Source organism: Serratia sp. ME47 (genome assembly GCF_903970925.1).
GTDB classification, from domain to species: domain Bacteria; phylum Pseudomonadota; class Gammaproteobacteria; order Enterobacterales; family Enterobacteriaceae; genus Serratia; species Serratia ureilytica.
In genome coordinates, this window is sequence record NZ_CAJCKE010000006.1 from 98,938 (window position 1) to 121,793 (window position 22,856).

The window sequence follows — 22,856 nt, forward strand, 5'->3', positions numbered from 1 at the left end:
TGGCCAAAGCCCAAAAAGGTGATTTTATGAAGCGCGCGGTTGTCGTTTTCAGCGGTGGACAAGACTCCACGACCTGCTTGATCCAGGCATTGCAACAGTATGACGAAGTTCACTGCGTCACGTTCGATTACGGCCAGCGCCATCGCGCCGAAATTGAAGTGGCTCAGGAGCTGTCGGAGGCCCTCGGCGCCAAGGCGCACAAGGTGCTGGACGTGACGTTGCTCAATGAGCTGGCCATCAGCAGCCTGACTCGCGACAATATTCCGGTTCCCGCCTACGATCCCAACCAGAAAAACGCGCTGCCGAGCACCTTCGTGCCGGGCCGCAACATCCTGTTCCTGACGCTGGCGGCGATCTACGCCTACCAGGTGGAAGCGGAGGCGGTGATCACCGGCGTGTGTGAAACCGACTTCTCCGGCTACCCGGATTGCCGCGACGAGTTCGTCAAAGCGCTGAATCAGGCGGTGGTGTTGGGCATCGCCCGCGATATCCGCTTCGAAACGCCGTTGATGTGGCTGAACAAGGCCGAAACCTGGGCGCTGGCGGACTATTACCAGCAGCTGGATCGGGTGCGTCAGGATACGCTGACCTGCTACAACGGCATCAAGGGTGACGGCTGCGGCGAATGCGCCGCCTGCAACCTGCGCGCCAATGGCCTGACGCAATATCGCGCCAACCAAGCGGAAGTGATGGCGGCGTTGAAACAGAAGGCCGGTCTGGCCTGAGGCAGCGACGGCGGCAGCCTCCGCCGCCGGTGAGCTGACTGCGAATGTTATTTGGGCGTGAGCGCTTCCAGGTGCTCGCGCAATTCCCCTTCAATCGGCAGCGCCCGCTGCGTTTTCAGATCGACGCACACGAAAGTCAGCAGAGCGTCGGCCACCGGCGTCCCCGCCGGATCCTGCGTCACCTTCTGGCTCAGCACCCCGCTTTTGCCGTTGAGCTGCACCATCTGGCTGTCGATGCGCAGTTTATCCCCCAATACCGCCGGGCTGCGGTAATTGATATTGATGTTCACCACGATGAAAGCGATGTTGTTTTCCGTCATCCAGCGGAACCCTGCCTCGTTTTCCAGCCACTCCCAGCGCGCCTCCTCCAGAAACTCCAGATAGCGGGCATTGTTAACGTGCTGGTAGACATCAAGGTGATAACCGCGAACTTTGATAAAGGTTTGCATAGGGAACGATCGCTCCTGCCTGGTGATTACAGAAAGAGGGAGCCGCGTGGGCTCCCTCGCCCGTTTGGTCAACGCGCCAAACTGGTAAGACCTGTAAAATGTAGCAGAGTCGCCATTGCCTCAGCGGCATTTTGCCGCGCAGCCGCGACCGGGATCACATTTTCAGCCGAGTGCGGTTCTTCTCGAACAGCGCCGGCCCGATGCCCGGCACCTCCTGCAGTTGCTCAACCTGGGTGAATGGCCCGTTCTGTTCGCGATAGCGCACAATGCCTTCCGCCTTCTTCAGACCGACACCGCTCAAAGCCGCTGCGAGCTGTTCGGCGGTGGCCTGATTGATGCTGACCGCCGTCTCTTCGGCCGCCTTGGTCATCGCCTGTTGCCCGCCATTGCTCGTCGGGGTTGAGAGCATCGGCGCCGGCGCATCGGCTTTATCCGCCGCGGCGGCCGGCACCGCCAGGCATAACAACAGCGCGGCCAGCGCGGCTTTAACGTGATGACGGTAACCTGATAACGTTTTTTTCTCTGTATGTTGCATGCTGTATCCTCCTTGTGTGTGACAGCACGGCTACCTTGCCGCGGCGGCGGATATTCAGCAATCGGCGGATATCAGATGTGGAAAAGGCCGCGAAAGCGGCCTTTGTTTGTTGCACTGCGTTGCAGAAAAATGCGGCGATTACTGCGGCTGTTGCTCAGCGGCGCCCATTTTAATTTTGGCTTCTTTACGCAGGCTCGCCAGCAGCGAATCGAAGGAAACGCCGGTCGCGCCCTCTTCCATCTTGCCGACGAAGGTTTTCATTTCGTCTTCCGGCAGCGTGCCTGGCTTCACCGCATCGAGTGCGATCAGCACCACGTTGTCCTGGCGATCCTGCGACATGCCGTACACCGGTTTGCCGTCCTGCGGGTGCGGCAACGCGAACACGCTCTCCACCAGCTGGCTGTCTTCCGGCGCGCGCGCCATCTTCTGCACGGCGCCAAAGCTCAGGCCGGCGGCTTTCATCGCCTCGTCGCCCTTGCCCTGCTTCAGCTCAACCAGCAGCTTCTCGCCCTGTAGTTTCGCTTCCTGCACCGCCTTGTTGCGCTTCACCAGATCCGCCACGCGGTCTTTTACCTGGTCGAACGGCTCGATGCCTTCCGGCTTGTGACCGCTCACGCGCACCACGAAGGCGCGGTCGCCGTCTACGGTGATCACGTCGGAGTTACTGCCCGGCGCGCCGTTCTCGCCGATCAGCGAACCGTCGAAGATCGCCTGCACCACCGGCTTGAAGTTCAGCGCCGCAGGGATGTTGTCACGGGTGAACCAGTCGGTTTGCGCCGCTTTCACGCCCGCCGCTTCTTCAGCCGAGGCCAGGGATTCGTTGTCGCTGGTCGCCGCTTCGCTCACCTTCTGCTGCAGCGCGTAATACGCATCTACCGCTTTCTCCTGCTTCACCTGCTTGGCGATAGCGTCATGCACTTCGCTCAGCGGCTTCAGTTTCTCTGGTTCGATGTCGTTCAAACGCACGATCAGGTAGCCGACGGAAGATTTCACCACGCCGGACAGCTGCCCTTTTTCAGTCAGGTTAGCCTGCTTCAGCTCGTCGGCGGTGGTTTCCGGCTCCAGCCAACCCAGTTCGCCGCCTGTACGGCGTGAAATGATGTCGGTGGATTTCTCTTTCGCCAGCGTGGCGAAATCGGCGCCCTTCTTCAGCTCATCCAGCGCCGCATTGGCTTCCGCCTCGGTTTTCAGCTGGATCACGCTGTAGTTTTTACGCTCCGGCTGGCCGTAGCTGCTCTTGTGCTGGTCGTAGTAAGCGCTGATGTCCTCTTCGCTCACTTTCACCTTGTCCTGCATGGACGCGGCGTCCAGCGGGATATAGCTCACCTTCACCTGCTCCGGGGCGATGAAGCTGTTCTTGTTCTGATCGTAATACGCCTTCAGTTCGTCGTCGCCGGCGCTCTGTTTCGCCTGCAGCGCCTTCAGATCGATAGTCGCCAGACGCACGTCGCGCTCCTGCAGCACCAACGCCGCCATGGCTTGCGATTCGGACGGCAGCACGAAGCCGGATTCGCCGAAGGCCTGAATCAGCTGCTGATTGACCAGCTGCTGACGCATCGACTGCGCGAAGTTGTCGGCGGTGTAGCCCATACGGCCGATCAGGTCGAGGTACTTGGCGTTATCGAACTGGCCGTTGGTTTGGAAATAAGGCGCCTTGCGGATGGCGTCCTTGATCTGATCGTCGCTGACCGCCAGGCCCAGTTTCTTGGCGTATTGGTCGAGCAGCATGTTGTCGATCAACTGGGACAACACCTGACGGCGCATCTGCTGCATGTAGCCTTCGTTGCCGGCCAGCGCAGAGAACTGGTCACCCAGCTGCTGCTGCATGCGGCTACGCTCGCTTTGGAAAGCCTGTTCCAGCTGAGCGCGTTCGATCGTCTGACCATTTACTTTCGCAGCATAATCGCCGGAGCCGCCGATCAGGTAGTTACCCACCCCGGTCAGGACGAATGACAGGATGATCAGGGCCAGGATGATTTTGAGCACGACGTGATTGGCAGCCGCGCGTAAATTGTCCATCATAGTGTGACAACACTCCGCTGTGATGTGGATTAACAACCCTTGTGCAGGCGCGTTCCCTGCGACAAAAATAAAAAAAGCGCATCAGTCCGATGCGCCTTGTATCTTACCTTACCAGCACCGCTGCGTCAGGTGATTGTTTATTACAAAACCCTGTTACGCTAAACGGTTAGACGCCAAATCAGTTTACAGCGTCTTTCAGCGCTTTCCCTGCACGGAAGGCCGGCACTTTGGCTGCCGCGATCTTGATTTCTTTACCGGTTTGCGGGTTACGGCCGGTACGAGCCGAACGTTCACGCACGGTGAAGGAACCGAAACCAACCAGAGCCACGTCATCCCCAGCTTTCAGAGAGTCGGTAACGGAAGCGATTACTGCGTCTAAAGCACGTCCAGCTGCCGCTTTGGAAATATCAGCACCTGCGGCAATCTTGTCGATCAGTTGTGACTTATTCACTCTATCATCCCCTCTAGAATTCTATCGTCGCACCGAAAAATCCCTACGGTTGCGACAGCGCAGCTGTTATATCAATCCCATCGAACCTTGGCAAGCCACCGACTGCGTGGCAAAACGTGGGCCGACAGAGATCTAACTTAGCGGTACAAAAAAATACTGGCAAGTCCGAAATGGCTTGCCAGTATAAGTTTTATCAATGGTTTTTGCGATTCGTCACTATTTTGCCGCTACCGGCAGTGCGCCGAAGGCCGGGTTTTGCAACGCAATGTTCAAAACTTCATCGATTCGCTGCACCGGATGAATCTCCAGATCGGCGATAACATTGTCCGGGATCTCTTCCAGATCGCGCTTGTTCTCGTAAGGGATCAGCACGGTTTTGATGCCGCCGCGATGCGCCGCCAACAGTTTCTCTTTCAGGCCGCCGATCGGCAATACCTGGCCGCGCAGCGTGATCTCGCCGGTCATCGCCACATCGGCGCGTACCGGGTTGCCGGTCAGGCAGGAGACCAGCGCGGTGCACATCGCGATACCGGCGCTTGGGCCGTCTTTCGGCGTCGCCCCTTCCGGCACGTGCACGTGGATGTCGCGCTTCTCGTAGAAATCGGCGTTGATGCCCAATTTCTCCGCGCGCGCGCGCACCACGGTCAGCGCCGCCTGAATCGATTCCTGCATCACTTCACCCAGAGAGCCGGTGTAAGTCAGCTTGCCTTTGCCCGGCACGCAGGCGGTTTCGATGGTCAGCAGATCGCCGCCCACTTCCGTCCACGCCAGCCCGGTGACTTCGCCCACGCGGTTTTCGGTATCCGCACGGCCGTAATCGACGCGCTGCACGCCCAGGTAGTCCTTCAGGTTGTCGCCGTTAATCTCAATGTGCTTGCGCTTCTTGTCCATCAGCAGCGTTTTCACCGCTTTACGGCACAGTTTGGAGATTTCACGCTCCAGGCTGCGCACCCCGGCTTCGCGGGTGTAGAAGCGAATGATGCCGATGATGGCGCTGTCGTCGACCGTCAGCTCGCCTTTTTTCAGCGCGTTGCGCTCAAGCTGCTTTGGCAGCAGGTGCTGTTTGGCGATGTTGAGCTTTTCGTCCTCGGTATAACCCGACAGACGGATCACTTCCATACGGTCCAGCAGCGGCGCAGGGATGTTCATCGAGTTGGAGGTGGCGACGAACATCACGTCGGACAGATCGTAATCCACTTCCAGGTAGTGGTCGTTGAACGCCACGTTCTGTTCCGGATCCAGCACCTCCAGCAGAGCGGAAGCCGGATCGCCGCGCATGTCGGAAGACATCTTGTCGATCTCATCCAGCAGGAACAGCGGGTTCTTCACCCCAACCTTGGCCATTTTCTGGATCAGTTTGCCCGGCATCGATCCGATGTAGGTACGGCGGTGACCGCGGATTTCCGCTTCGTCACGCACGCCGCCCAACGCCATGCGCACGTACTGGCGCCCGGTCGCTTTGGCGATCGACTGCCCCAGCGAGGTTTTACCCACGCCCGGCGGCCCAACCAGACACAGGATAGGCCCTTTGATTTTGCTGACGCGGCTCTGCACCGCGAGGTACTCGAGGATGCGATCCTTGACGCGCTCCAGGCCGTAGTGATCGGTATCGAGCACTTCCTGCGCCTTGACCAGGTCTTTTTTCACCTTGCTGCGCGCGTTCCACGGCACCTGCAGCATCCAGTCGATGTAGCCGCGTACCACGGTCGCTTCCGCCGACATCGGCGACATCATCTTCAGCTTTTGCAGTTCCGCTTCGGTTTTCTCGCGCGCCTCTTTCGGCATTTTCGCCGCATCGATCTTGCGCTTCAGCGCTTCGTGCTCGTCCGGCGCGTCGTCCATCTCGCCCAGTTCTTTCTGAATTGCCTTCATCTGCTCATTCAGATAGTACTCGCGTTGGCTCTTCTCCATCTGCTTCTTGACGCGGTTGCGGATGCGTTTCTCAACCTGCAGCAGGTCGATCTCCGACTCCATCATCGCCATCAGGTATTCCAGACGCTCGGTGATGTCGGACATCTCGAGCACCGACTGTTTGTCGCTGAGTTTCAGCGGCATATGGGCGGCGATGGTGTCCGCCAGGCGCGCGGCGTCGTCGATGCTGTTCAGTGACGTCAGCACCTCCGGCGGGATTTTTTTGTTCAGTTTGATATAGCCTTCAAACTGATTGATCGCGGTGCGCACCAGCACTTCTTGCTCGCGCTCGTCGATAGCCGGCGATTCAAGGTATTCCGCCTGCGCGGCAAAATGCTCACCGCTGTCGGACAGCGTAGTGATGCGTGCGCGCTGCAGCCCCTCGACCAGCACTTTTACCGTGCCGTCCGGCAGCTTCAGCATCTGCAGGATCGACGCTACGGTGCCAACCGAGAACAAGTCGTTAATGCCAGGTTCATCCGTTGAGGCCTCTTTCTGTGCCACCAGCATGATCTTCTTATCGTGATCCATTGCGGCTTCGAGGCACCGAATCGATTTTTCCCGGCCAACAAATAACGGGATCACCATGTGCGGATAAACCACCACGTCGCGCAATGGCAAAACGGGGATTTCAATGCGTTCGGAACGCTCAGGGTTCATAGAGCTCTCTCTTAGTTTAATTTCCGCCAGGTTGAGGGGGAATCTCATGAGACGCAAGCATCTAACGTTTCATAAAATCTGGTTAATGAGTATATGGGGATGAATCTCTTACATTCAACGGCAAGAATGCAGGAAAAAGAAATGGGGGATGAAATCCCCCATTTTGCTGATAACGCGCTGGTTTAACTGGCCAATTATTCGCCAGACGCCTGGGCTTCCGGCTTGCCGTAAATCAGCAGCGGTTTGGATTGACCGGCGATCACCGACTCGTCGATCACCACTTTATCCACGCTGTCCATCGACGGCAGATCGTACATGGTATCGAGCAGCGCGCCTTCCACGATGGAACGCAGGCCGCGGGCGCCGGTTTTGCGCGCCATGGCTTTCTTGGCGATGGCGTTCAGCGCTTCGTCACGGAACTCCAGCTCCACACCTTCCAGGTTGAACAGCGCCTGATACTGCTTGGTCAGAGCGTTCTTCGGCTCTTTCAGGATCTGAATCAGCGCGTCTTCGCTCAGCTCGCTCAGGGTCGCCACCACCGGCAGACGGCCGATGAACTCAGGGATCAGACCGAACTTGATCAGGTCTTCCGGTTCGGCCTGCAGCAACAGTTCGCCTTCGGTGGCCTTCTCGGACTCGCCCTTGACGGTCGCGCCGAAGCCGATGCCGGAGCCGGTGTTGACGCGCTGACCGATCACCTTATCCAGGCCGGCAAATGCGCCGCCGCAGATAAACAGGATCTTGGAGGTATCGACCTGCAGGAACTCCTGCTGCGGATGCTTGCGCCCGCCCTGCGGCGGAACCGCGGCGATGGTGCCTTCAATCAGCTTCAGCAGCGCCTGCTGCACGCCTTCACCCGAAACGTCACGCGTGATAGACGGGTTGTCGGACTTGCGGGAAATCTTATCGATTTCATCGATATAAACGATGCCGCGCTGCGCTTTCTGCACGTCATAGTCACATTTTTGCAACAGCTTCTGGATAATATTTTCCACGTCCTCGCCCACGTAACCGGCTTCGGTCAGCGTGGTGGCGTCGGCCATGGTGAACGGCACGTCCAGGAAGCGCGCCAGCGTTTCCGCCAGCAGAGTCTTGCCGCTGCCGGTCGGGCCAATCAGCAAGATGTTGCTCTTGCCCAACTCGATACCGTTGCTGGTATCGCCGTTGCGCAGGCGTTTGTAGTGGTTGTACACCGCAACCGCCAGCACTTTCTTCGCCTGCTCCTGACCGATGACATAGTCATCCAGGTGGTGGCGGATTTCGTGCGGCGTCGGCAGCGCACTGCGCTCACGATGCGGGGCAACTTCTTTAATCTCTTCGCGAATAATGTCGTTACACAGATCGACACATTCATCGCAGATATACACTGACGGCCCGGCAATCAGCTTACGCACTTCATGCTGGCTTTTGCCGCAAAAAGAGCAGTACAGCAGCTTTCCTGAACCGTCTTTGCGCTTATCTGTCATCAGTCAAACCTCTTCTTTAGTCTTGTCCCGCAGGAAAATCACGGCGGCAGTGCGCCCAAACTCATATCGGGAACGCCGGGGGGCTACAACAGAGCGAGCCCCTGCCCACTCTGATTACTATAGTCCATCGGCGCCGCGTGGTTCTAGCTGCGGTGTGTCAGAATGCCGTCAACCAGGCCGTATTCCACGGCTTCTTCCGCGGTCATAAAGCGATCGCGCTCGGTATCGCGCTCGATCTGCTCCAGCGGCTGGCCGGTATGCTCGGCCATCAGTTCATTCATGCGCGCTTTCACCTTGAGGATTTCACGCGCGTGGATTTCGATGTCCGTCGCCTGGCCCTGGTAGCCGCCCAGCGGCTGGTGAATCATCACGCGCGAGTTCGGCAGGCAGAAACGTTTGCCTTTGGCGCCCGCGGTCAGCAGGAAGGAGCCCATCGAGCACGCCTGCCCCATACAGATGGTGCTGACGTCCGGCTTGATGAACTTCATGGTGTCGTAAATCGACATGCCCGCGGTGATCACCCCGCCCGGCGAGTTGATGTAGAGGAAAATGTCTTTTTCCGGGCTTTCCGCTTCGAGGAACAGCATTTGCGCCACGATCAGGTTGGCCATGTGATCTTCCACCTGGCCGGTCAGGAAAATGATGCGCTCTTTCAGCAGGCGGGAATAGATGTCGTAAGAACGCTCCCCGCGTGAAGTCTGCTCTACCACCATCGGCACCAGCGCCATGTTCGGTGCAAATTGATCTCGTTCGCCACTGTATGACATTACCGTCTCCTAATAGAAATTGCCTTGGCGGCCAGGGTGTCACCCTAATACGCCGATTCTACTTGAGAACGGCCATGATGACTATGCTCAAGCATTCGACCCGCGCCACACGTACCCGACGGTTATTTCATCCCGCGCACTTTGGCAAACAGCGCCAGAATTATTCTTTACAGATTGGGGGAGCCCGGCGCGATTTCAAGCCCAGAGGCCGATTTTCTCCGCGCGCCGGAAACGATGCCGTTATTCTGACCGTTATCATGCCAGCCAGTTCCCCAGGCAACAGGGTAAATATAGTGCATATTGCCCCGCTTAACCTGAGATTAATCAGCAACGTGGCAAAAAGAAAAGCCCGCAACCTGAGGTTGCGGGCTTTTTCATCGTGCGCCGGTTCGCCAGGCGAAACCGGGGGCGCCGTTCATCGCGCCCGGCACGCAGGCATTACGCCTGTTGAGTTTGGTTCATCAGCTCGCTGAAGGTAGTGGCTTTTTCAGTCACTTTCGCTTTTGCCAGCAGGGCTTCAACCGCTTGCTCTTCCAGAGCCACGTTGCGCATGTTGTTCATCAGCTCTTTGTTTTTGCTGTAGAACTCAATGACTTCGCTCGGATCTTCGTAGGCGGAGGCCATTTCTTCGATCAGCGTCTTCACGCGGTCTTCGTCAGCTTTCAGGTCGTTGGTGCTGATCACTTCGCCCAGCAGCAGGCCAACCACTACGCGGCGTTTGGCTTGCTCTTCGAACAGCTCGCGTGGCAGTTCCAGCGCTTGCTTCTCGTTGCCGCCGAAACGCTGTGCAGCCTGACGACGCAGCACGTCGATTTCACCGTCGATCAGCGCAGCAGGCACGTCGATTTCGTTCGCGCTCACCAGGCCTTCGATCGCCTGAGACTTGATGCGGTTACGCACGGCGCCTTTCAGCTCGCGCTCCATGTTCTTGCGAACTTCGGTGCGCAGGCCGGCAACGGAACCGTCCGCCACGCCGAAACGCTTGATGAACTCTTCGGTCAGTTCCGGCAGCTCGCGCTCTTCAACTTTCTTCAGCACGATAGCGAATTTGGCCGCTTTGCCCTTCAGGTTTTCCGCGTGGTAGTCTTCCGGGAAGTTCACGTCGATGGAGAACTCTTCGCCCGCTTTGTGACCGACCAGACCTTCTTCGAAGCCTGGGATCATGCGGCCCTGGCCCATTGCCAGCACGAAGTCGGACGCTTTGCCGCCTTCGAACTCTTCACCGTCGATAGAACCGGTGAAGTCAACGGTCACGCGATCTTCAGCTTCCGCCGCGCGATCGGTTTCTTTCCAGGTCGCCTGCTGCTTGCGCAGAGTGTCCAGCATCGCGTCGACGTCTTCGTCGTTCACTTCCACTACTGGTTTTTCAACTTCGATGTTTTCCAGGCCTTTCAGCTCAACTTCTGGATACACTTCGAATTCAACGGCGAAAGTGAAGTCTTCGCCTTCTTTGTACTCGCCCGGCACGTAGTTTGGTGCGCCGGCCGGATTAATCTTTTCTTTGATGATCGCGTCAACGAAGCTGCGCTGCATCGCTTCGCCCAGCACGTCCTGACGAACAGAGGCGCCGTAACGCTGTTCCACGATGTTCATCGGCACTTTGCCTTTGCGGAAGCCGTCGATACGCACGCTTTTCGCTGCGTTGATCAGCTCTTTCTTCACCGCCTGCTTGATAGTATCAGCCGGTACAGTAATAGAGAGACGGCGCCCAAGGCCTTGAGTGGTTTCTACTGAAACTTGCATCTTGTTACCTCAAAAAAATCACAGTGCTCGGTCAACTCCGTTCCAAGAACCAGGACGGCTACAAATAAGAACCGAGTTCCCTGATGACAGAAGCGTCCCGAAACCATTCCGGAAAAATAAGACGCGACATTATAGCGGCGCATGCATGGCGAGTCGAGGAAAGCTAGGCGGCGCAGGCGCGCTAAAAATCACACTTTTGTCGATTCGATCGCCAAAAGGCCGCCAAAACAGACCGAACGTTGGCCATATTGCGCATTGGCCGTGTCGTCGTCAAAAACAGAAACGGCCCGCAGGCCGTTTCAAAATTCGTCAGTAGTAATACCCTAATTCGAGGGCAAAGTTCCACTGATACCTGAAAATTTCCCCCTCAGGCCAGCGTCCCGGCGCCGCGGCACGGCGGCGAGGCCGGCACGGTATCCTGCAACCCTTCCCACTCTTTGAGCGTATAGGTGTGCAGCGCCAGCGCGTGTACGCCATCGGCCAACTCTTCCGACAATACCCCGTAGATGGAGCGGTGACGCGTCAAAAACCGTTCGCCGACGAAGCGATCGCTGACCAATACCACTTTGAAATGACTTTCTGAACCCGCCGGAACGTTATGACGATAGCTTTCATCAACGACTTCCAGATACGCGGGCTCAAACGCCGCCCTTAACTTTGCTTCTATTTGCTCGCGAATCATAGGATCTCCTTACAACACCGGCAGAGGACCGTGCCCATCTAGTTCAATATTAGCCGGTTTTCCCCCGTTTAGACCATCGCCTGGACAAATTTCTCTTTTCTGCGGTCAGAGGATGGGCGTCATCCCCGCCGCTTGGGGGATTATCCGATTGAGCGGGCCAAAAAAGCGTGTTTTTATCAACGGCAGGTAAAAATTTGTCACTCAGGCGCCTTCCGCGCTTCCACCGCACGGCGGCGATGCTATGATGTCGGCAATTCGTTGTCGGCTATCCCGCTCTGATTATTGCTAAATCCATCGAGAATGAGACAGAAAACATGTTAAAGAAACTTTGTCTTCCTTTGCTGGCCGCCCTGCTGCTGGCCGGCTGCGCGACCAGCAGCAACACCCTGAACGTCACGCCGAAAATCGTTCTGCCGCAGCAGGATCCGACCCTGCAGGGCATCACCATCAGCATCAACGGCGCGGATCAGCGCACCGATCAGGCGCTGGCCAAGGTAAACCGCGACGGCCAACTGGTCACGCTGACGCCGTCGCGCGATCTGCGTTTCCTGCTGCAGGAAGTGCTGGAGAAACAAATGGGCGCCCGCGGTTACATGATTGGCGCCGACGGCCCGGTCGCGCTGCAGGTGGTCGTCAATAATCTGTACGCGGACGTATCCGAAGGCAACCTGCGCTACAACATCACCACCAAAGCCGACATCTCGATCATCGCCCAGGCGAAGAACGGCAACAAGCAGGTGAAAAACTACCGCTCGACCTATAACGTGCAGGGCGCCTTCACGGCGACCAACGACAAGATCACCGACGCCGTCAACTCCGTGCTGGGCGACGTGATCGCCGACATGGCGCAGGACACCAGCGTCAACGACTTTATCAAGCAAAACGCGCGCTAATCGGCGCGCCTGGCGCCGCCCGGCGGATCGGGCGGCGCAGACAGGGAACTCATGTCGAAACACTATCTGAACATCTTCACCCAGCGTAACTCCGCCATTCTGCTGCTGCTGGGCTTCGCGTCGGGTCTGCCGCTGGCACTGACCTCCGGCACGCTGCAAGCCTGGATGACCGTCGAAAACATCGATCTGAAAACCATCGGCATCTTCTCGCTGGTGGGCCAGGCCTACGTCTTCAAATTCCTCTGGTCGCCCTTCATGGATCGCTATACCCCGCCGTTCCTCGGGCGGCGGCGCGGTTGGCTGCTGATCAGCCAGCTGCTGCTGGTGGCGGCGATCGTGGCGATGGGCTTTATGCAACCCGCGCAGCACCTGTGGTGGCTGGCGGCGTTGGCGGTGCTGGTGGCGTTCTGCTCCGCCTCGCAAGATATCGTGTTCGACGCCTATAAAACCGACCTGCTGAAAGCCGAAGAACGCGGCGCGGGCGCGGCGATATCGGTGCTGGGTTATCGGCTGGCGATGCTGGTTTCCGGCGGCCTGGCGCTGTGGCTGGCGGATCGCTATTTCGGCTGGCAAGCCACCTACTGGCTGATGGCCGGATTGATGCTGATCGGCGTGGCCGCCACGCTGATGGCGCCGGAGCCGGATGAAAGCATCCCGGCGCCGCGCACCATGGAACAGGCGGTCGTCGCGCCGCTGCGCGATTTCTTCGGCCGCAACAACGCCTGGCTGATCCTGCTGCTGATCGTGATGTACAAAATGGGCGACGCCTTCGCCGGCAGCCTGAGCACCACCTTCCTGATCCGCGGCGTGGGATTCGACGCCGGCGAAGTGGGGCTGGTGAACAAAACCCTCGGGCTGTTCGCCACCATCGTCGGCGCTCTGTTCGGCGGCGTGCTGATGCAGCGTCTCACCCTGTTCCGCGCCCTGATGCTGTTCGGCGTCCTGCAGGCGGTCTCCAATCTCGGCTATTGGATCCTGGCGGTGACCGACAAGAACCTGCTCACCATGGGCAGCGCCATCTTCCTTGAAAACCTGTGCGGCGGCATGGGCACCGCGGCCTTCGTCGCGCTGCTGATGACGCTATGCAACCGTTCGTTCTCCGCCACCCAGTTCGCGCTGCTGTCGGCGCTGTCCGCCGTGGGCCGCGTTTATGTCGGGCCGATCGCCGGCTGGTTCGTCGAAGCCCATGGCTGGCCGCTGTTCTATCTGTTTTCGATCGCCGCCGCGCTGCCGGGCTTGCTGTTGCTCGGCGTCTGCCGCCAGACGCTGGAACACACCCAGCAGCATGGCGACTTTATGCCGCGCACCGCGTTTACCCAGGCTTACCGCTGGGCGCTGCGCCTGCTGACGCTGGGCTGCTCGCTGCTGGGGCTGTGGTTGCTGCTGCTGATCGCCAATGCGCTCGACTGGACGCAGGCGCCGCTGTTGGCCGACCGGCTGCTGCAGATCGGCGCCGCATTGAGCCTGCTCGGCGTCGCGATGGGCAGCATGCTGGATTATCTGGCGCTGCGCCGCGCTCGTTTGGCGTAACCCGACCGGCCGGCGATTTTGCCGGCCGAAAAAAAAGCGATCCGGGGGTGTATTTATTTCGTTAAAAAAAGATAATCAGCGAGAAAATTATTTTTTTATCCGACTGCGGCGCTCGGAAATAAAATTAAATTCACCTTTAAGACACAATTATTTTACATTAAATAAACCTTTTCTGCGTATTTCCCCGCCGCGCATTTCTTCGCCAGATTCATCATACCTTTAGTTTTCCTTAACATACGGACTGCTCGTCACGATTCAGCGTGCCAACGCGTTGTTGTCATTGGTAAATTGTCACGCAGGGTTACATCTGTGACCCCCTTAACAGAAAGTGTCAACAAGCCGCTGACACTCCCTTAAGCATGTTTACAGTACTGCAACCTTCCCGTAAAATGCCCGCACACATGAAACGACAATTGAGCCTTTGTTATTGAGGTCGTTAGATGAGACTTAAGAAATACAATAAAAGTATTGGGATGCTGTCATTAATTGCAGGCACTGTATTGCTCAGTGGCTGCGATATGGTTTTGATGAATCCCAAAGGAGCAATTGGTGTTGAGCAACGGACACTGATTATCACTGCAATCGCGTTGATGTTGATCGTGGTGGTGCCAGTTATCTTCATGGCGTTCGCCTTTGCCTGGAAGTATCGCGCTTCCAACAAAGACGCCAAGTACAGTCCGAACTGGGCCCACTCCAACAAGATCGAAGCGGTCGTCTGGACCATTCCTATCATTATCATCGCCATCCTTGGCACCATTACCTGGAAGACTACCCACGAACTCGACCCGTTCAAGCCGATTGTCACCGACAAGAAGCCGATGACGATCGAAGTGGTGTCGCTCGACTGGAAATGGCTGTTCATCTATCCGGAACAAGGCATTGCGACCGTTAATGAGCTGGCTTTCCCGAAAGATGTTCCAGTCGAATTCAAGATCACCTCTAACTCGGTAATGAACTCGTTCTTTATCCCGCAGTTGGGTGGACAGATTTATGCGATGGCCGGCATGCAGACCAAACTGCACCTGATCGGCAACGAAGCCGGTGCCTACAAGGGCATCTCCAGCAGCTACAGCGGCGCAGGCTTCTCCGGTATGAAATTCACCGCGATCGTTACCCCGACCGAAGGCGACTTCGATCAGTGGGTGGCCAAGGTGAAGGCATCGCCTAAAAACCTGAACACCACCGACGACTTTAACAAACTGGCAGAGCCGAGTGAAAACAACCCGGTCGAGTACTTTGCCGCTGTCAAACCGAATTTGTTCAAAGAAACAATTGCCAAATTCATGGGCGACATGGATATGCACAAGGGCGCTGGCGCGCACGAAGGCATGGACATGAGCCAAGGTATAGACATGGGTGAACATGCTGCTCACGCCGGAGCCGAGGAATAACTGATGTTGGGAAAATTAACACTTGATGCGGTTCCGTACCACGAACCGATCATCATGGTCACCGTAGCCGCAATTATCGTCGGGGGCCTGGCAGTGCTGGCGCTGCTGACCTATTTCGGCAAATGGAAGTGGCTGTGGAGCGAATGGCTGACTTCGGTCGACCATAAAAAAATTGGTATCATGTATATCGTCGTGGCGATGGTCATGCTGCTGCGCGGCTTCGCCGACGCCATCATGATGCGTAGCCAGCAGGCGTTGGCGTCCGCCGGCGAAGCCGGATTCCTGCCGCCGCACCACTACGACCAGATCTTCACCGCGCACGGCGTCATCATGATCTTCTTCATGGCGATGCCTTTCGTGGTCGGCCTGATGAACGTCGTGGTGCCGCTGCAAATCGGCGCGCGCGACGTCGCCTTCCCGTTCCTGAACTCCCTGAGCTTCTGGTTCTTCGTGGTGGGCGTTGTGCTGATCAACATCTCCCTGGGGGTCGGTGAATTCGCTCAGACCGGTTGGCTGGCGTATCCGCCGCTGTCGGGTAAAGAGTACAGTCCTGGCGTCGGGGTCGATTACTGGATCTGGAGTCTGCAGATTTCCGGTCTGGGTACCCTGCTGACCGGCGTGAACTTCTTCGCCACCATTCTGAAGATGCGTGCCCCTGGCATGCCTATGATGAAGATGCCGGTGTTCACCTGGGCGGCGCTGTGTACCAACGTCCTGATCATCGTTTCTTTCCCAATTCTGACCGTCACCATCGCGCTGCTGACCCTGGATCGCTATCTGGGCACCCATTTCTTCACCAATGATATGGGCGGCAACATGATGATGTACATCAACCTGATTTGGGCCTGGGGTCACCCAGAGGTGTACATTCTGGTTCTGCCGGTGTTCGGCGTGTTCTCCGAAGTCACCGCGACCTTCTCCAGAAAACGCCTGTTCGGCTATACCTCACTGGTATGGGCAACCATCGCGATCACCGTTCTGTCGTTCATCGTATGGCTGCACCACTTCTTCACCATGGGGTCCGGCGCGAACGTTAACGCCTTCTTCGGTATCGCCACCATGATCATTTCCATCCCGACCGGGGTGAAAATCTTCAACTGGCTGTTCACCATGTATCAGGGCCGCATCAAGCTCAACTCCGCAATGCTGTGGACCGTTGGCTTCATCATCACCTTCTCCGTGGGTGGTATGACCGGCGTTCTGCTGGCTGTGCCGGGCGCGAACTTCGTGCTGCACAACAGCCTGTTCCTGATCGCGCACTTCCACAACGTCATCATCGGCGGCGTGGTGTTCGGTTGCTTCGCGGGCCTGACCTACTGGTTCCCGAAATCCTTCGGCTTCACGCTGAACGAAAAATGGGGCATCCGCGCGTTCTGGTTCTGGATCATCGGCTTCTTCACCGCCTTCATGCCGCTGTACGCATTGGGCTTTATGGGCATGACCCGTCGTATCAGCCAGAACATCAACCCTGAGTTCCACCCTCTGCTGCTGGTTGCAGCCGGCGGTGCGGCGCTGATCGCCTGCGGCATCCTGTGCCAGCTGACCCAGATCTTCGTCAGTATCCGTGACCGCGAACAGAACCGCGATCTGACCGGTGACCCATGGGGCGCTCGTACTCTGGAGTGGTCAACGTCTTCTCCACCGCCGTTCTATAACTTTGCCGTAGTGCCGCAGATTCATGACCGTGATGAGTTCTGGGACATGAAAGAAAAAGGCGAAGCCTATAAGAAACCGGCTAAGTACGAACCGATTCATATGCCTAAGAACACCGGCGCCGGCGTTATCATCGCCTTCTTCAGCCTGGTATTCGGTTTCGCAATGATTTGGGAAATCTGGTGGATGGCTCTGGCCGGTTTCATCGGTATGATCGTCGTCTGGATCGGCAAGAGCTTCGATCACGATGTTGACTACTATGTGCAGGTTGATGAAATCGAGCGCATTGAGAACCAACACTACGAACAAATCCGTAAAGCAGGCGTGAACCATGTCAACTGAAACTCTGACCAATCATAACGCAGCCCATGCAGAGCATGGGCACCACGATGCGGGTGAGACCAAGGTCTTCGGATTCTGGATCTACCTGATGAGCGACTGTATTTTGTTTGCGAGCTTGTTCGCGACTTATGCAGTCCTGGTGAACGGGACCGCCGGCGGTCCCTCTGGCAAAGACATCTTCGACCTGAAGTTTGTCTTGGTCGAAACTTTCCTGCTGTTATTCAGCTCCATCACCTACGGCATGGCGATGATCGCCATGAACAAGGGTAAAGTTGGCGGTGTAAACACCTGGCTGTTCCTGACCTTCCTGTTCGGTCTGGGCTTCGTGGCGATGGAAATCTATGAATTCCATCACCTGATCGCCGAAGGCTTCGGTCCGGATCGCAGCGCGTTCCTGTCCAGCTTCTTCGCGCTGGTCGGCACCCACGGTCTGCACGTGACTTCCGGCCTGATTTGGATCATCGTGCTGATGATTCAGGTGAGCAAGTTCGGCCTGACCGCGACCAACAAAACCCGCCTGATGTGCCTGAGCCTGTTCTGGCACTTCCTGGACGTGGTCTGGATCTGCGTATTTACCGTTGTCTACCTGCTGGGGGTTATGTAATGAGCCATTCATCCCATGAAACCTCTCACGGCGGCGCAAGCCACGGCAGCGTGAAGTCATACCTGATCGGCTTTATCCTGTCGATCATCCTGACGGTAATTCCATTTGCGATGGTAATGAACGGCACTGCCTCTCATTCCACCATCCTGGCGGTTGTTGTCGGTATGGCGGTTATCCAGGTGATTGTTCACCTGGTTTACTTCCTGCACATGAACACCTCATCGGAAGAGCGCTGGAACCTGGTGGCATTGCTGTTCACCGCTATGATCATCGGTATCGTTGTTGTAGGTTCACTCTGGATTATGTACAACCTCAACATCAATATGATGGTCGATTAAGAGCTGAGCTGCACGTGATGATTAAGCAATACCTGCAAGTCACTAAACCAGGAATTATTTTCGGCAATTTAATTTCTGTCGTTGGGGGATTCCTGCTCGCTTCCAAAGGGAGCATCGACTATCCCCTGTTTCTCGCCACCCTGGTGGGTGTCTCGTTGGTGGTCGCGTCGGGCTGTGTGTTTAACAACTACATCGACCGCGACATCGACAAGAAGATGGAGAGAACGAAGAATCGGGTGCTGGTAAAAGGCCTGATCGCGCCGAGTGTCACCCTGGTTTATGCGACCGCGTTGGGTATTGTGGGCTTCGCGTTGCTGTATATCGCGGCCAACCCGCTGGCCATGTGGCTGGCGGTGATGGGCTTCGTGGTTTATGTCGGCGTTTACAGCCTGTACATGAAGCGCCACTCGGTCTACGGCACGCTGATCGGCAGCTTGTCGGGTGCCGCGCCGCCGGTTATCGGTTACTGCGCGGTCACCAACGAGTTCGACGCCGGCGCGTTGATCCTGCTGGCTATCTTTAGCCTGTGGCAGATGCCGCATTCTTATGCGATCGCTATCTTCCGCTTTAAAGATTACCAGGCGGCCAACATTCCGGTGCTGCCGGTGGTGAAAGGCATTTCCGTCGCCAAGAACCACATCACGGTCTACATCCTGGCGTTTATGATCGCCACGCTGATGCTGACCCTGGTGGGCTACGCCGGCTACAAATACCTGATCGTCGCTGCGGCGGTGAGCGTATGGTGGCTGGGCATGGCGCTGCGCGGTTACAAAACCGAAAACGACAGCGTCTGGGCGCGTAAACTGTTCGTATTCTCCATCGTCGCCATCACCTCGCTGAGCGTGATGATGTCGATCGACTTCAGCGCCACGGCGGCGCCTGAAGCGCTGGTGACCTACGTTTGGTAAGCCAAATCATCTGTCAATGGGCCGCGTATGCGGCCCATTTTATTTGTCACGCCGAAAAGCGGCCAAACTGTAATATCTGTTAAACAACATTCGATTTACCCCCCCTGCCCTGCACACTAAAATGACGCAGCTTTACAGAAATCATGCCATCAGGCGCTGTCTCAACGTCTGATGGCATGGTTTTTACCGAGGTTTGACGTGAACGATAATTCAATGACCCCGCAGGAGCGCCGCGCCACCTGGGGATTGGGCACCGTGTTCTCCCTGCGCATGCTCGGCATGTTTATGGTATTGCCGGTGTTGACCACCTACGGCATGGCGCTCAACGGCGCCAGCGAAGCGCTGATCGGCATCGCCATCGGCATTTACGGCCTGGCGCAGGCGGTGTTTCAGATCCCGTTCGGCCTGGTGTCCGATCGCATCGGCCGCAAGCCGCTGATCGTCGGCGGCCTGCTGATCTTTGCCCTCGGCAGCGTGATCGCAGCCGTCACTGACTCTATCTGGGGCGTGATCCTCGGCCGCGCGTTGCAAGGCTCCGGCGCCATCGCCGCCGCGGTAATGGCCCTGCTCTCCGATCTGACCCGCGAGCAGAACCGCACCAAAGCGATGGCGTTTATCGGCGTCAGCTTCGGCATCACCTTCGCCATCGCCATGGTTCTGGGCCCTATCATCACTCACGCCTTGGGCTTGCACGCGCTGTTCTGGATGATCGCCGTGCTGGCGCTGGCCGGCATCGTCATCACCCTGGCGGTGGTGCCTTCCGCCGACACCCATCTGCTGAACCGCGAGTCCAGCATCGTGCGCGGCAGCTTCCGCAAAGTGCTGAGCAACTCGCGCCTGTTGAAACTCAACTTCGGCATCATGTGTCTGCACATTCTGCTGATGTCGAGCTTCGTGGCGCTGCCGCTGGCGATGGAAAAAGCCGGGCTGGCGGCCAGCGAACACTGGATCGTCTACCTGGTGACCATGCTGGTGTCGTTCGCCGCCGTGGTGCCGTTCATTATCTATGCCGAGAAATATCGCCGCATGAAGCAGGTGTTTATGGGCTGCGTGGCGGTGCTGTTCTGCGCCGAAGTGCTGCTGTGGCTCTCCGGCGCTCATCTATGGGGCATCATCGCCGGCGTGCAGCTGTTCTTTATGGCCTTCAACGTGATGGAAGCCATCCTGCCTTCGCTGATCAGCAAAGAATCGCCGGCCGGCTACAAGGGCACCGCGATGGGGGTGTACTCCACCAGCCAGTTTATCGGCGTGGCGATCGGCGGCAGCCTCGGCGGCTGGCTGTACGGTTTGCAAGGGGCTGGCTTGGTGTTTATCGCCGGCGCGGTATTGGCCGCCGTCTGGTTCCTGGTCAGCAGCACCATGAAAGAGCCGCCGTATGTCAGCAGCCTGCGCATTACGCTGTCGGAACTGGCGGTGAAGGATTCAGCGCTGGAAAGCCGCCTGAAGGCGCAGCCCGGCGTGGCCGAGGCGATCGTCGTGCCGGAAGAGCGCAGCGCCTACGTCAAGGTGGATACCAAGCAGACCAATCGCGGTCAGTTGGAAGCGCTGGTCAATTCGCTGTAAAAAATCAGGGCCGGCTATGCCGGCCCCGTCGAGATTAATCGCGGAAGTTCTTGAACTGGAACGGCTGGCCCAGATCGCCGCCGCGCACCAGCGCCATCACGCTCTGCAAGTCGTCGCGTGACTTGCCGGTCACCCGCACTTCTTCGCCCTGGATCTGCGCCTGCACCTTCAGCTTGCTGTCTTTGATCAGCTTGACGATTTTCTTCGCCACGCTGGTTTCAATCCCCTGCTTCAGCTTGGCTTCCACGCTGTAGGTTTTACCGCTGTGGGTAAACTCGTCCGGGATCTCCAGCGCGGCGCCGTCGATGCTGCGCTTGCTCAGCTTTTCGCGCAGAATGTCGAGCAGCTGCTGCACCTGGAAATCAGACTCGGTGGCAACCTTGATGCTTTGATTCTTCTCGTTTAGCTCAAAGCTGGCCGGCACGTTGCGAAAATCCCAGCGGGTGCCGAGATCGCGGGTGGCGTTCTCAACGGCGTTACGCACTTCCTGCATATCAATTTCGGAAACGATGTCGAAAGATGGCATACTTCTTCCTCCTGAATGAGTGCCTAATAGCTTAGGCGATTTTGATGCCGAGCATGATAACCGCTTTGCCGCCTCAGACAAAATCTGCTGAACGCACGCAGGGATAGCGCTTCAGGCTGCCATAAAGCCTATAGTTAGATCACGGTAATTGAGCGGTATTCCCGTGTTTCCAAGGAGACTGAATGAAAATAACCATTCTTGGTTGCGGCGCGCTCGGACAACTGTGGCTCTCCCGGCTGTATCAGCAGGGCCACGATGTACAGGGATGGCTAAGAGTGCCGCAGCCTTTTTGCGCCGTGAACGTGATAGAGCCGGAAGGCGTCTCGTTTAATCGCAATTTGCCCACCAACGATCCGGAGCACCTCGCGCAAAGCGAGCTGCTGCTGGTGACGCTGAAAGCCTGGCAGGTATCCAGCGCGGTCAGCGCGCTGTTGCCGAAGCTGAGCCCCCGCTGCGCCATCTTGCTGCTGCACAACGGCATGGGCACTCAGGAAGAGCTGCCGCCGAACGGCCAGCCCATCTTGCAGGGCACCACCACCCACGCCGCGCGCCACGAAGGCAGCACCATTATCCACGTCGCCACCGGCATCACCCACATCGGCCCCACCTCACCGGCCGCCCAGCACCTCAGCCACCTGGCGAAAGTGCTGCATCAGGCGCTGCCCGACGTCGCCTGGCACAACAACATCGCCTCGGCCAACTGGCGCAAGCTGGCGGTCAACTGCGTGATCAACCCGCTGACGGCGCTGTACGGCTGCCGCAACGGCGATCTGCAGCGCTACCCGGAGCAGATCGAAGCGCTGTGTCGTGAAGTCGCCAGCGTGATGGCCATGGAGGGTTACCACACCTCCTGCGAAGGCCTGATGCAATACGTGATGGACGTGATCCACAGCACCGCCGACAACGTTTCGTCGATGCTGCAGGATATCCGCAGCCAGCGGCATACCGAGATCGACTACATCACCGGCTACCTGCTGCGCCGCGCGCGCAGCCACGGCCTCACGCTGCCGGAGAATGCGCGGCTGTTTGAATTGATTAAACGAAAGGAAAATGAATATGAGCGTATCGGCGCTGGTCTGCCTGGCACCTGGTAGCGAAGAAACCGAAGCCGTCACCACCATCGATCTGCTGGTGCGGGCGGGCGTTAAAGTCACTACCGCCAGCGTCGCCGGCGACGGCGAGCTGACTATCGTTTGTTCGCGCGGCGTCAAGCTGCTGGCCGACGCGCCGCTGGTGGCGATCGTCGATGAGCCTTTCGACGCCATCGTGCTGCCCGGCGGCCTGCAGGGGGCGGAATGCTTCCGCGACAGTCCGCTGCTGGTGGAAAAAGTGCGGCAGATGCATCTGCAGGGCCACATCGTCGCCGCCATCTGCGCGGCCCCGGCGCTGGTGCTGCAGCACCACGATCTGTTCCCGATCGGCAACATGACCGGTTTTCCGGGTTTGAAAGATCGGATACCGGCGGATAAATGGATGGAGCGCCGCGTGGTGTACGACGCGCGCGTCAACCTGCTCACCAGCCAGGGGCCGGGCACCGCGATGGAGTTTGCGCTGAAGCTGATAGACCTGCTGCTCGGCAAGGCCAAAGCGGCGGAGATCGCCGCGCAGCTGGTGCTGATCCCTGGGATGTACGATTTCCGCGACTGAGCGGCTTGCCGATAAAAAAAGGGCTGAACACCGGTTCAGCCCCTCTCGTT

General features: G+C 57.7%; 21 protein-coding genes. 11 read left to right on the forward strand and 10 right to left on the reverse strand.

Annotated features, from left to right (window positions below; all coding sequences use genetic code 11):
• Window positions 1–26 precede the first annotated feature (26 nt).
• Complete coding sequence (queC, locus tag H7A77_RS09000; protein WP_033644204.1) at window positions 27–725, forward strand: 7-cyano-7-deazaguanine synthase QueC; 699 nt, start codon at window positions 27–29, stop codon at window positions 723–725.
• A gap of 47 nt (window positions 726–772) precedes the next feature.
• On the opposite strand, the gene H7A77_RS09005 is transcribed toward queC, so the two are convergent.
• The 9 genes from H7A77_RS09005 to bolA form a co-directional block, all read right to left on the reverse strand.
• Window positions 773–1,174, reverse strand: coding sequence for a thioesterase family protein (locus H7A77_RS09005; protein ID WP_033642075.1), 402 nt, complete (start codon window positions 1,172–1,174; stop codon window positions 773–775).
• Between the two features lie 154 nt (window positions 1,175–1,328).
• Window positions 1,329–1,709 (reverse strand): helix-hairpin-helix domain-containing protein, encoded by a 381-nt coding sequence (locus H7A77_RS09010; RefSeq protein ID WP_033642074.1) that lies wholly within the window; start codon window positions 1,707–1,709, stop codon window positions 1,329–1,331.
• A gap of 138 nt (window positions 1,710–1,847) precedes the next feature.
• Window positions 1,848–3,731, reverse strand: coding sequence for a peptidylprolyl isomerase (gene ppiD / locus H7A77_RS09015; protein ID WP_033642073.1), 1,884 nt, complete (start codon window positions 3,729–3,731; stop codon window positions 1,848–1,850).
• A 178-nt stretch (window positions 3,732–3,909) separates the two neighbouring features.
• A complete protein-coding gene (gene hupB / locus H7A77_RS09020; RefSeq protein WP_004940351.1) occupies window positions 3,910–4,182 on the reverse strand; it encodes a nucleoid-associated protein HU-beta in 273 nt (90 codons plus the stop codon).
• A gap of 216 nt (window positions 4,183–4,398) precedes the next feature.
• Window positions 4,399–6,753, reverse strand: a complete 2,355-nt coding sequence (gene lon, locus H7A77_RS09025; protein WP_019454189.1) for an endopeptidase La — start codon at window positions 6,751–6,753, stop codon at window positions 4,399–4,401.
• Window positions 6,754–6,947: 194 nt separating this feature from the next.
• The gene (gene clpX / locus H7A77_RS09030) at window positions 6,948–8,219 is read right to left on the reverse strand and encodes an ATP-dependent protease ATP-binding subunit ClpX (protein WP_004940354.1); all 1,272 of its coding nucleotides are present in this window, start codon (window positions 8,217–8,219) and stop codon (window positions 6,948–6,950) included.
• Between the two features lie 143 nt (window positions 8,220–8,362).
• Window positions 8,363–8,986, reverse strand: a complete 624-nt coding sequence (gene clpP / locus H7A77_RS09035; RefSeq protein WP_016928858.1) for an ATP-dependent Clp endopeptidase proteolytic subunit ClpP — start codon at window positions 8,984–8,986, stop codon at window positions 8,363–8,365.
• 438 nt (window positions 8,987–9,424) lie between these two features.
• Entirely contained in the window at window positions 9,425–10,729 is a 1,305-nt protein-coding gene (gene tig / locus H7A77_RS09040) for a trigger factor (RefSeq protein ID WP_031300019.1), read from the reverse strand.
• A 367-nt stretch (window positions 10,730–11,096) separates the two neighbouring features.
• Window positions 11,097–11,411 carry a transcriptional regulator BolA gene (bolA, locus tag H7A77_RS09045; RefSeq protein ID WP_004940361.1) on the reverse strand — a complete coding sequence of 105 codons (315 nt, stop codon included), beginning with the start codon at window positions 11,409–11,411 and terminating at the stop codon, window positions 11,097–11,099.
• A gap of 314 nt (window positions 11,412–11,725) precedes the next feature.
• Between bolA and H7A77_RS09050 the strand changes: the two genes are divergently transcribed.
• The 8 genes from H7A77_RS09050 (at window position 11,726) to H7A77_RS09085 (ending at window position 20,633) form a co-directional block, all read left to right on the forward strand.
• A complete protein-coding gene (locus H7A77_RS09050) occupies window positions 11,726–12,304 on the forward strand; it encodes a lipoprotein (RefSeq protein ID WP_042783787.1) in 579 nt (192 codons plus the stop codon).
• A gap of 51 nt (window positions 12,305–12,355) precedes the next feature.
• Window positions 12,356–13,834 carry a muropeptide MFS transporter AmpG gene (gene ampG, locus H7A77_RS09055; protein WP_033642070.1) on the forward strand — a complete coding sequence of 493 codons (1,479 nt, stop codon included), beginning with the start codon at window positions 12,356–12,358 and terminating at the stop codon, window positions 13,832–13,834.
• Between the two features lie 440 nt (window positions 13,835–14,274).
• Window positions 14,275–15,225: a cytochrome o ubiquinol oxidase subunit II gene (gene cyoA / locus H7A77_RS09060; protein ID WP_182074076.1), complete on the forward strand. Its 951-nt coding sequence runs from the start codon at window positions 14,275–14,277 to the stop codon at window positions 15,223–15,225.
• 3 nt (window positions 15,226–15,228) lie between these two features.
• Window positions 15,229–17,220 (forward strand): cytochrome o ubiquinol oxidase subunit I, encoded by a 1,992-nt coding sequence (gene cyoB / locus H7A77_RS09065; RefSeq protein ID WP_033642067.1) that lies wholly within the window; start codon window positions 15,229–15,231, stop codon window positions 17,218–17,220.
• Window positions 17,210–17,824, forward strand: a complete 615-nt coding sequence (locus H7A77_RS09070) for a cytochrome o ubiquinol oxidase subunit III (protein WP_004940367.1) — start codon at window positions 17,210–17,212, stop codon at window positions 17,822–17,824. Before cyoB ends, H7A77_RS09070 begins: the two co-directional genes overlap by 11 nt.
• Complete coding sequence (locus tag H7A77_RS09075; protein ID WP_004940369.1) at window positions 17,824–18,162, forward strand: cytochrome o ubiquinol oxidase subunit IV; 339 nt, start codon at window positions 17,824–17,826, stop codon at window positions 18,160–18,162. Before H7A77_RS09070 ends, H7A77_RS09075 begins: the two co-directional genes overlap by 1 nt.
• Before the next feature lie 17 nt (window positions 18,163–18,179).
• A complete protein-coding gene (cyoE, locus tag H7A77_RS09080) occupies window positions 18,180–19,070 on the forward strand; it encodes a heme o synthase (RefSeq protein WP_025301761.1) in 891 nt (296 codons plus the stop codon).
• Window positions 19,071–19,268: 198 nt separating this feature from the next.
• Window positions 19,269–20,633, forward strand: a complete 1,365-nt coding sequence (locus tag H7A77_RS09085; protein ID WP_025301760.1) for an MFS transporter — start codon at window positions 19,269–19,271, stop codon at window positions 20,631–20,633.
• Between the two features lie 34 nt (window positions 20,634–20,667).
• Here H7A77_RS09085 and H7A77_RS09090 read toward each other — a convergent pair whose 3' ends face one another.
• Window positions 20,668–21,159, reverse strand: a complete 492-nt coding sequence (locus tag H7A77_RS09090) for a YajQ family cyclic di-GMP-binding protein (protein ID WP_164057380.1) — start codon at window positions 21,157–21,159, stop codon at window positions 20,668–20,670.
• A gap of 182 nt (window positions 21,160–21,341) precedes the next feature.
• Between H7A77_RS09090 and panE the strand changes: the two genes are divergently transcribed.
• Window positions 21,342–22,253, forward strand: coding sequence for a 2-dehydropantoate 2-reductase (gene panE / locus H7A77_RS09095; RefSeq protein WP_182074077.1), 912 nt, complete (start codon window positions 21,342–21,344; stop codon window positions 22,251–22,253).
• On the forward strand, window positions 22,216–22,806 hold the full coding sequence (gene yajL, locus H7A77_RS09100) for a protein deglycase YajL (RefSeq protein ID WP_033642064.1): 591 nt from the start codon (window positions 22,216–22,218) through the stop codon (window positions 22,804–22,806). Before panE ends, yajL begins: the two co-directional genes overlap by 38 nt.
• Window positions 22,807–22,856: the final 50 nt, after the last annotated feature.

Bases quoted from the DNA above. Each gene is read 5' to 3' on its own strand.
- H7A77_RS09090 (WP_164057380.1), bottom strand. From the start codon at position 21,159: ATGCCATCTTTCGACATCGTTTCCGAAATTGATATGCAGGAAGTGCGT.
- H7A77_RS09075 (WP_004940369.1), top strand. From the start codon at position 17,824: ATGAGCCATTCATCCCATGAAACCTCTCACGGCGGCGCAAGCCACGGC.
- clpX (WP_004940354.1), bottom strand. From the start codon at position 8,219: ATGACAGATAAGCGCAAAGACGGTTCAGGAAAGCTGCTGTACTGCTCT.
- queC (WP_033644204.1), top strand. From the start codon at position 27: ATGAAGCGCGCGGTTGTCGTTTTCAGCGGTGGACAAGACTCCACGACC.
- clpP (WP_016928858.1), bottom strand. From the start codon at position 8,986: ATGTCATACAGTGGCGAACGAGATCAATTTGCACCGAACATGGCGCTG.
- ppiD (WP_033642073.1), bottom strand. From the start codon at position 3,731: ATGATGGACAATTTACGCGCGGCTGCCAATCACGTCGTGCTCAAAATC.
- H7A77_RS09070 (WP_004940367.1), top strand. From the start codon at position 17,210: ATGTCAACTGAAACTCTGACCAATCATAACGCAGCCCATGCAGAGCAT.
- cyoB (WP_033642067.1), top strand. From the start codon at position 15,229: ATGTTGGGAAAATTAACACTTGATGCGGTTCCGTACCACGAACCGATC.
- H7A77_RS09010 (WP_033642074.1), bottom strand. From the start codon at position 1,709: ATGCAACATACAGAGAAAAAAACGTTATCAGGTTACCGTCATCACGTT.
- H7A77_RS09005 (WP_033642075.1), bottom strand. From the start codon at position 1,174: ATGCAAACCTTTATCAAAGTTCGCGGTTATCACCTTGATGTCTACCAG.
- tig (WP_031300019.1), bottom strand. From the start codon at position 10,729: ATGCAAGTTTCAGTAGAAACCACTCAAGGCCTTGGGCGCCGTCTCTCT.
- ampG (WP_033642070.1), top strand. From the start codon at position 12,356: ATGTCGAAACACTATCTGAACATCTTCACCCAGCGTAACTCCGCCATT.
- lon (WP_019454189.1), bottom strand. From the start codon at position 6,753: ATGAACCCTGAGCGTTCCGAACGCATTGAAATCCCCGTTTTGCCATTG.
- panE (WP_182074077.1), top strand. From the start codon at position 21,342: ATGAAAATAACCATTCTTGGTTGCGGCGCGCTCGGACAACTGTGGCTC.
- cyoE (WP_025301761.1), top strand. From the start codon at position 18,180: ATGATTAAGCAATACCTGCAAGTCACTAAACCAGGAATTATTTTCGGC.
- bolA (WP_004940361.1), bottom strand. From the start codon at position 11,411: ATGATTCGCGAGCAAATAGAAGCAAAGTTAAGGGCGGCGTTTGAGCCC.
- yajL (WP_033642064.1), top strand. From the start codon at position 22,216: ATGAGCGTATCGGCGCTGGTCTGCCTGGCACCTGGTAGCGAAGAAACC.
- cyoA (WP_182074076.1), top strand. From the start codon at position 14,275: ATGAGACTTAAGAAATACAATAAAAGTATTGGGATGCTGTCATTAATT.
- H7A77_RS09050 (WP_042783787.1), top strand. From the start codon at position 11,726: ATGTTAAAGAAACTTTGTCTTCCTTTGCTGGCCGCCCTGCTGCTGGCC.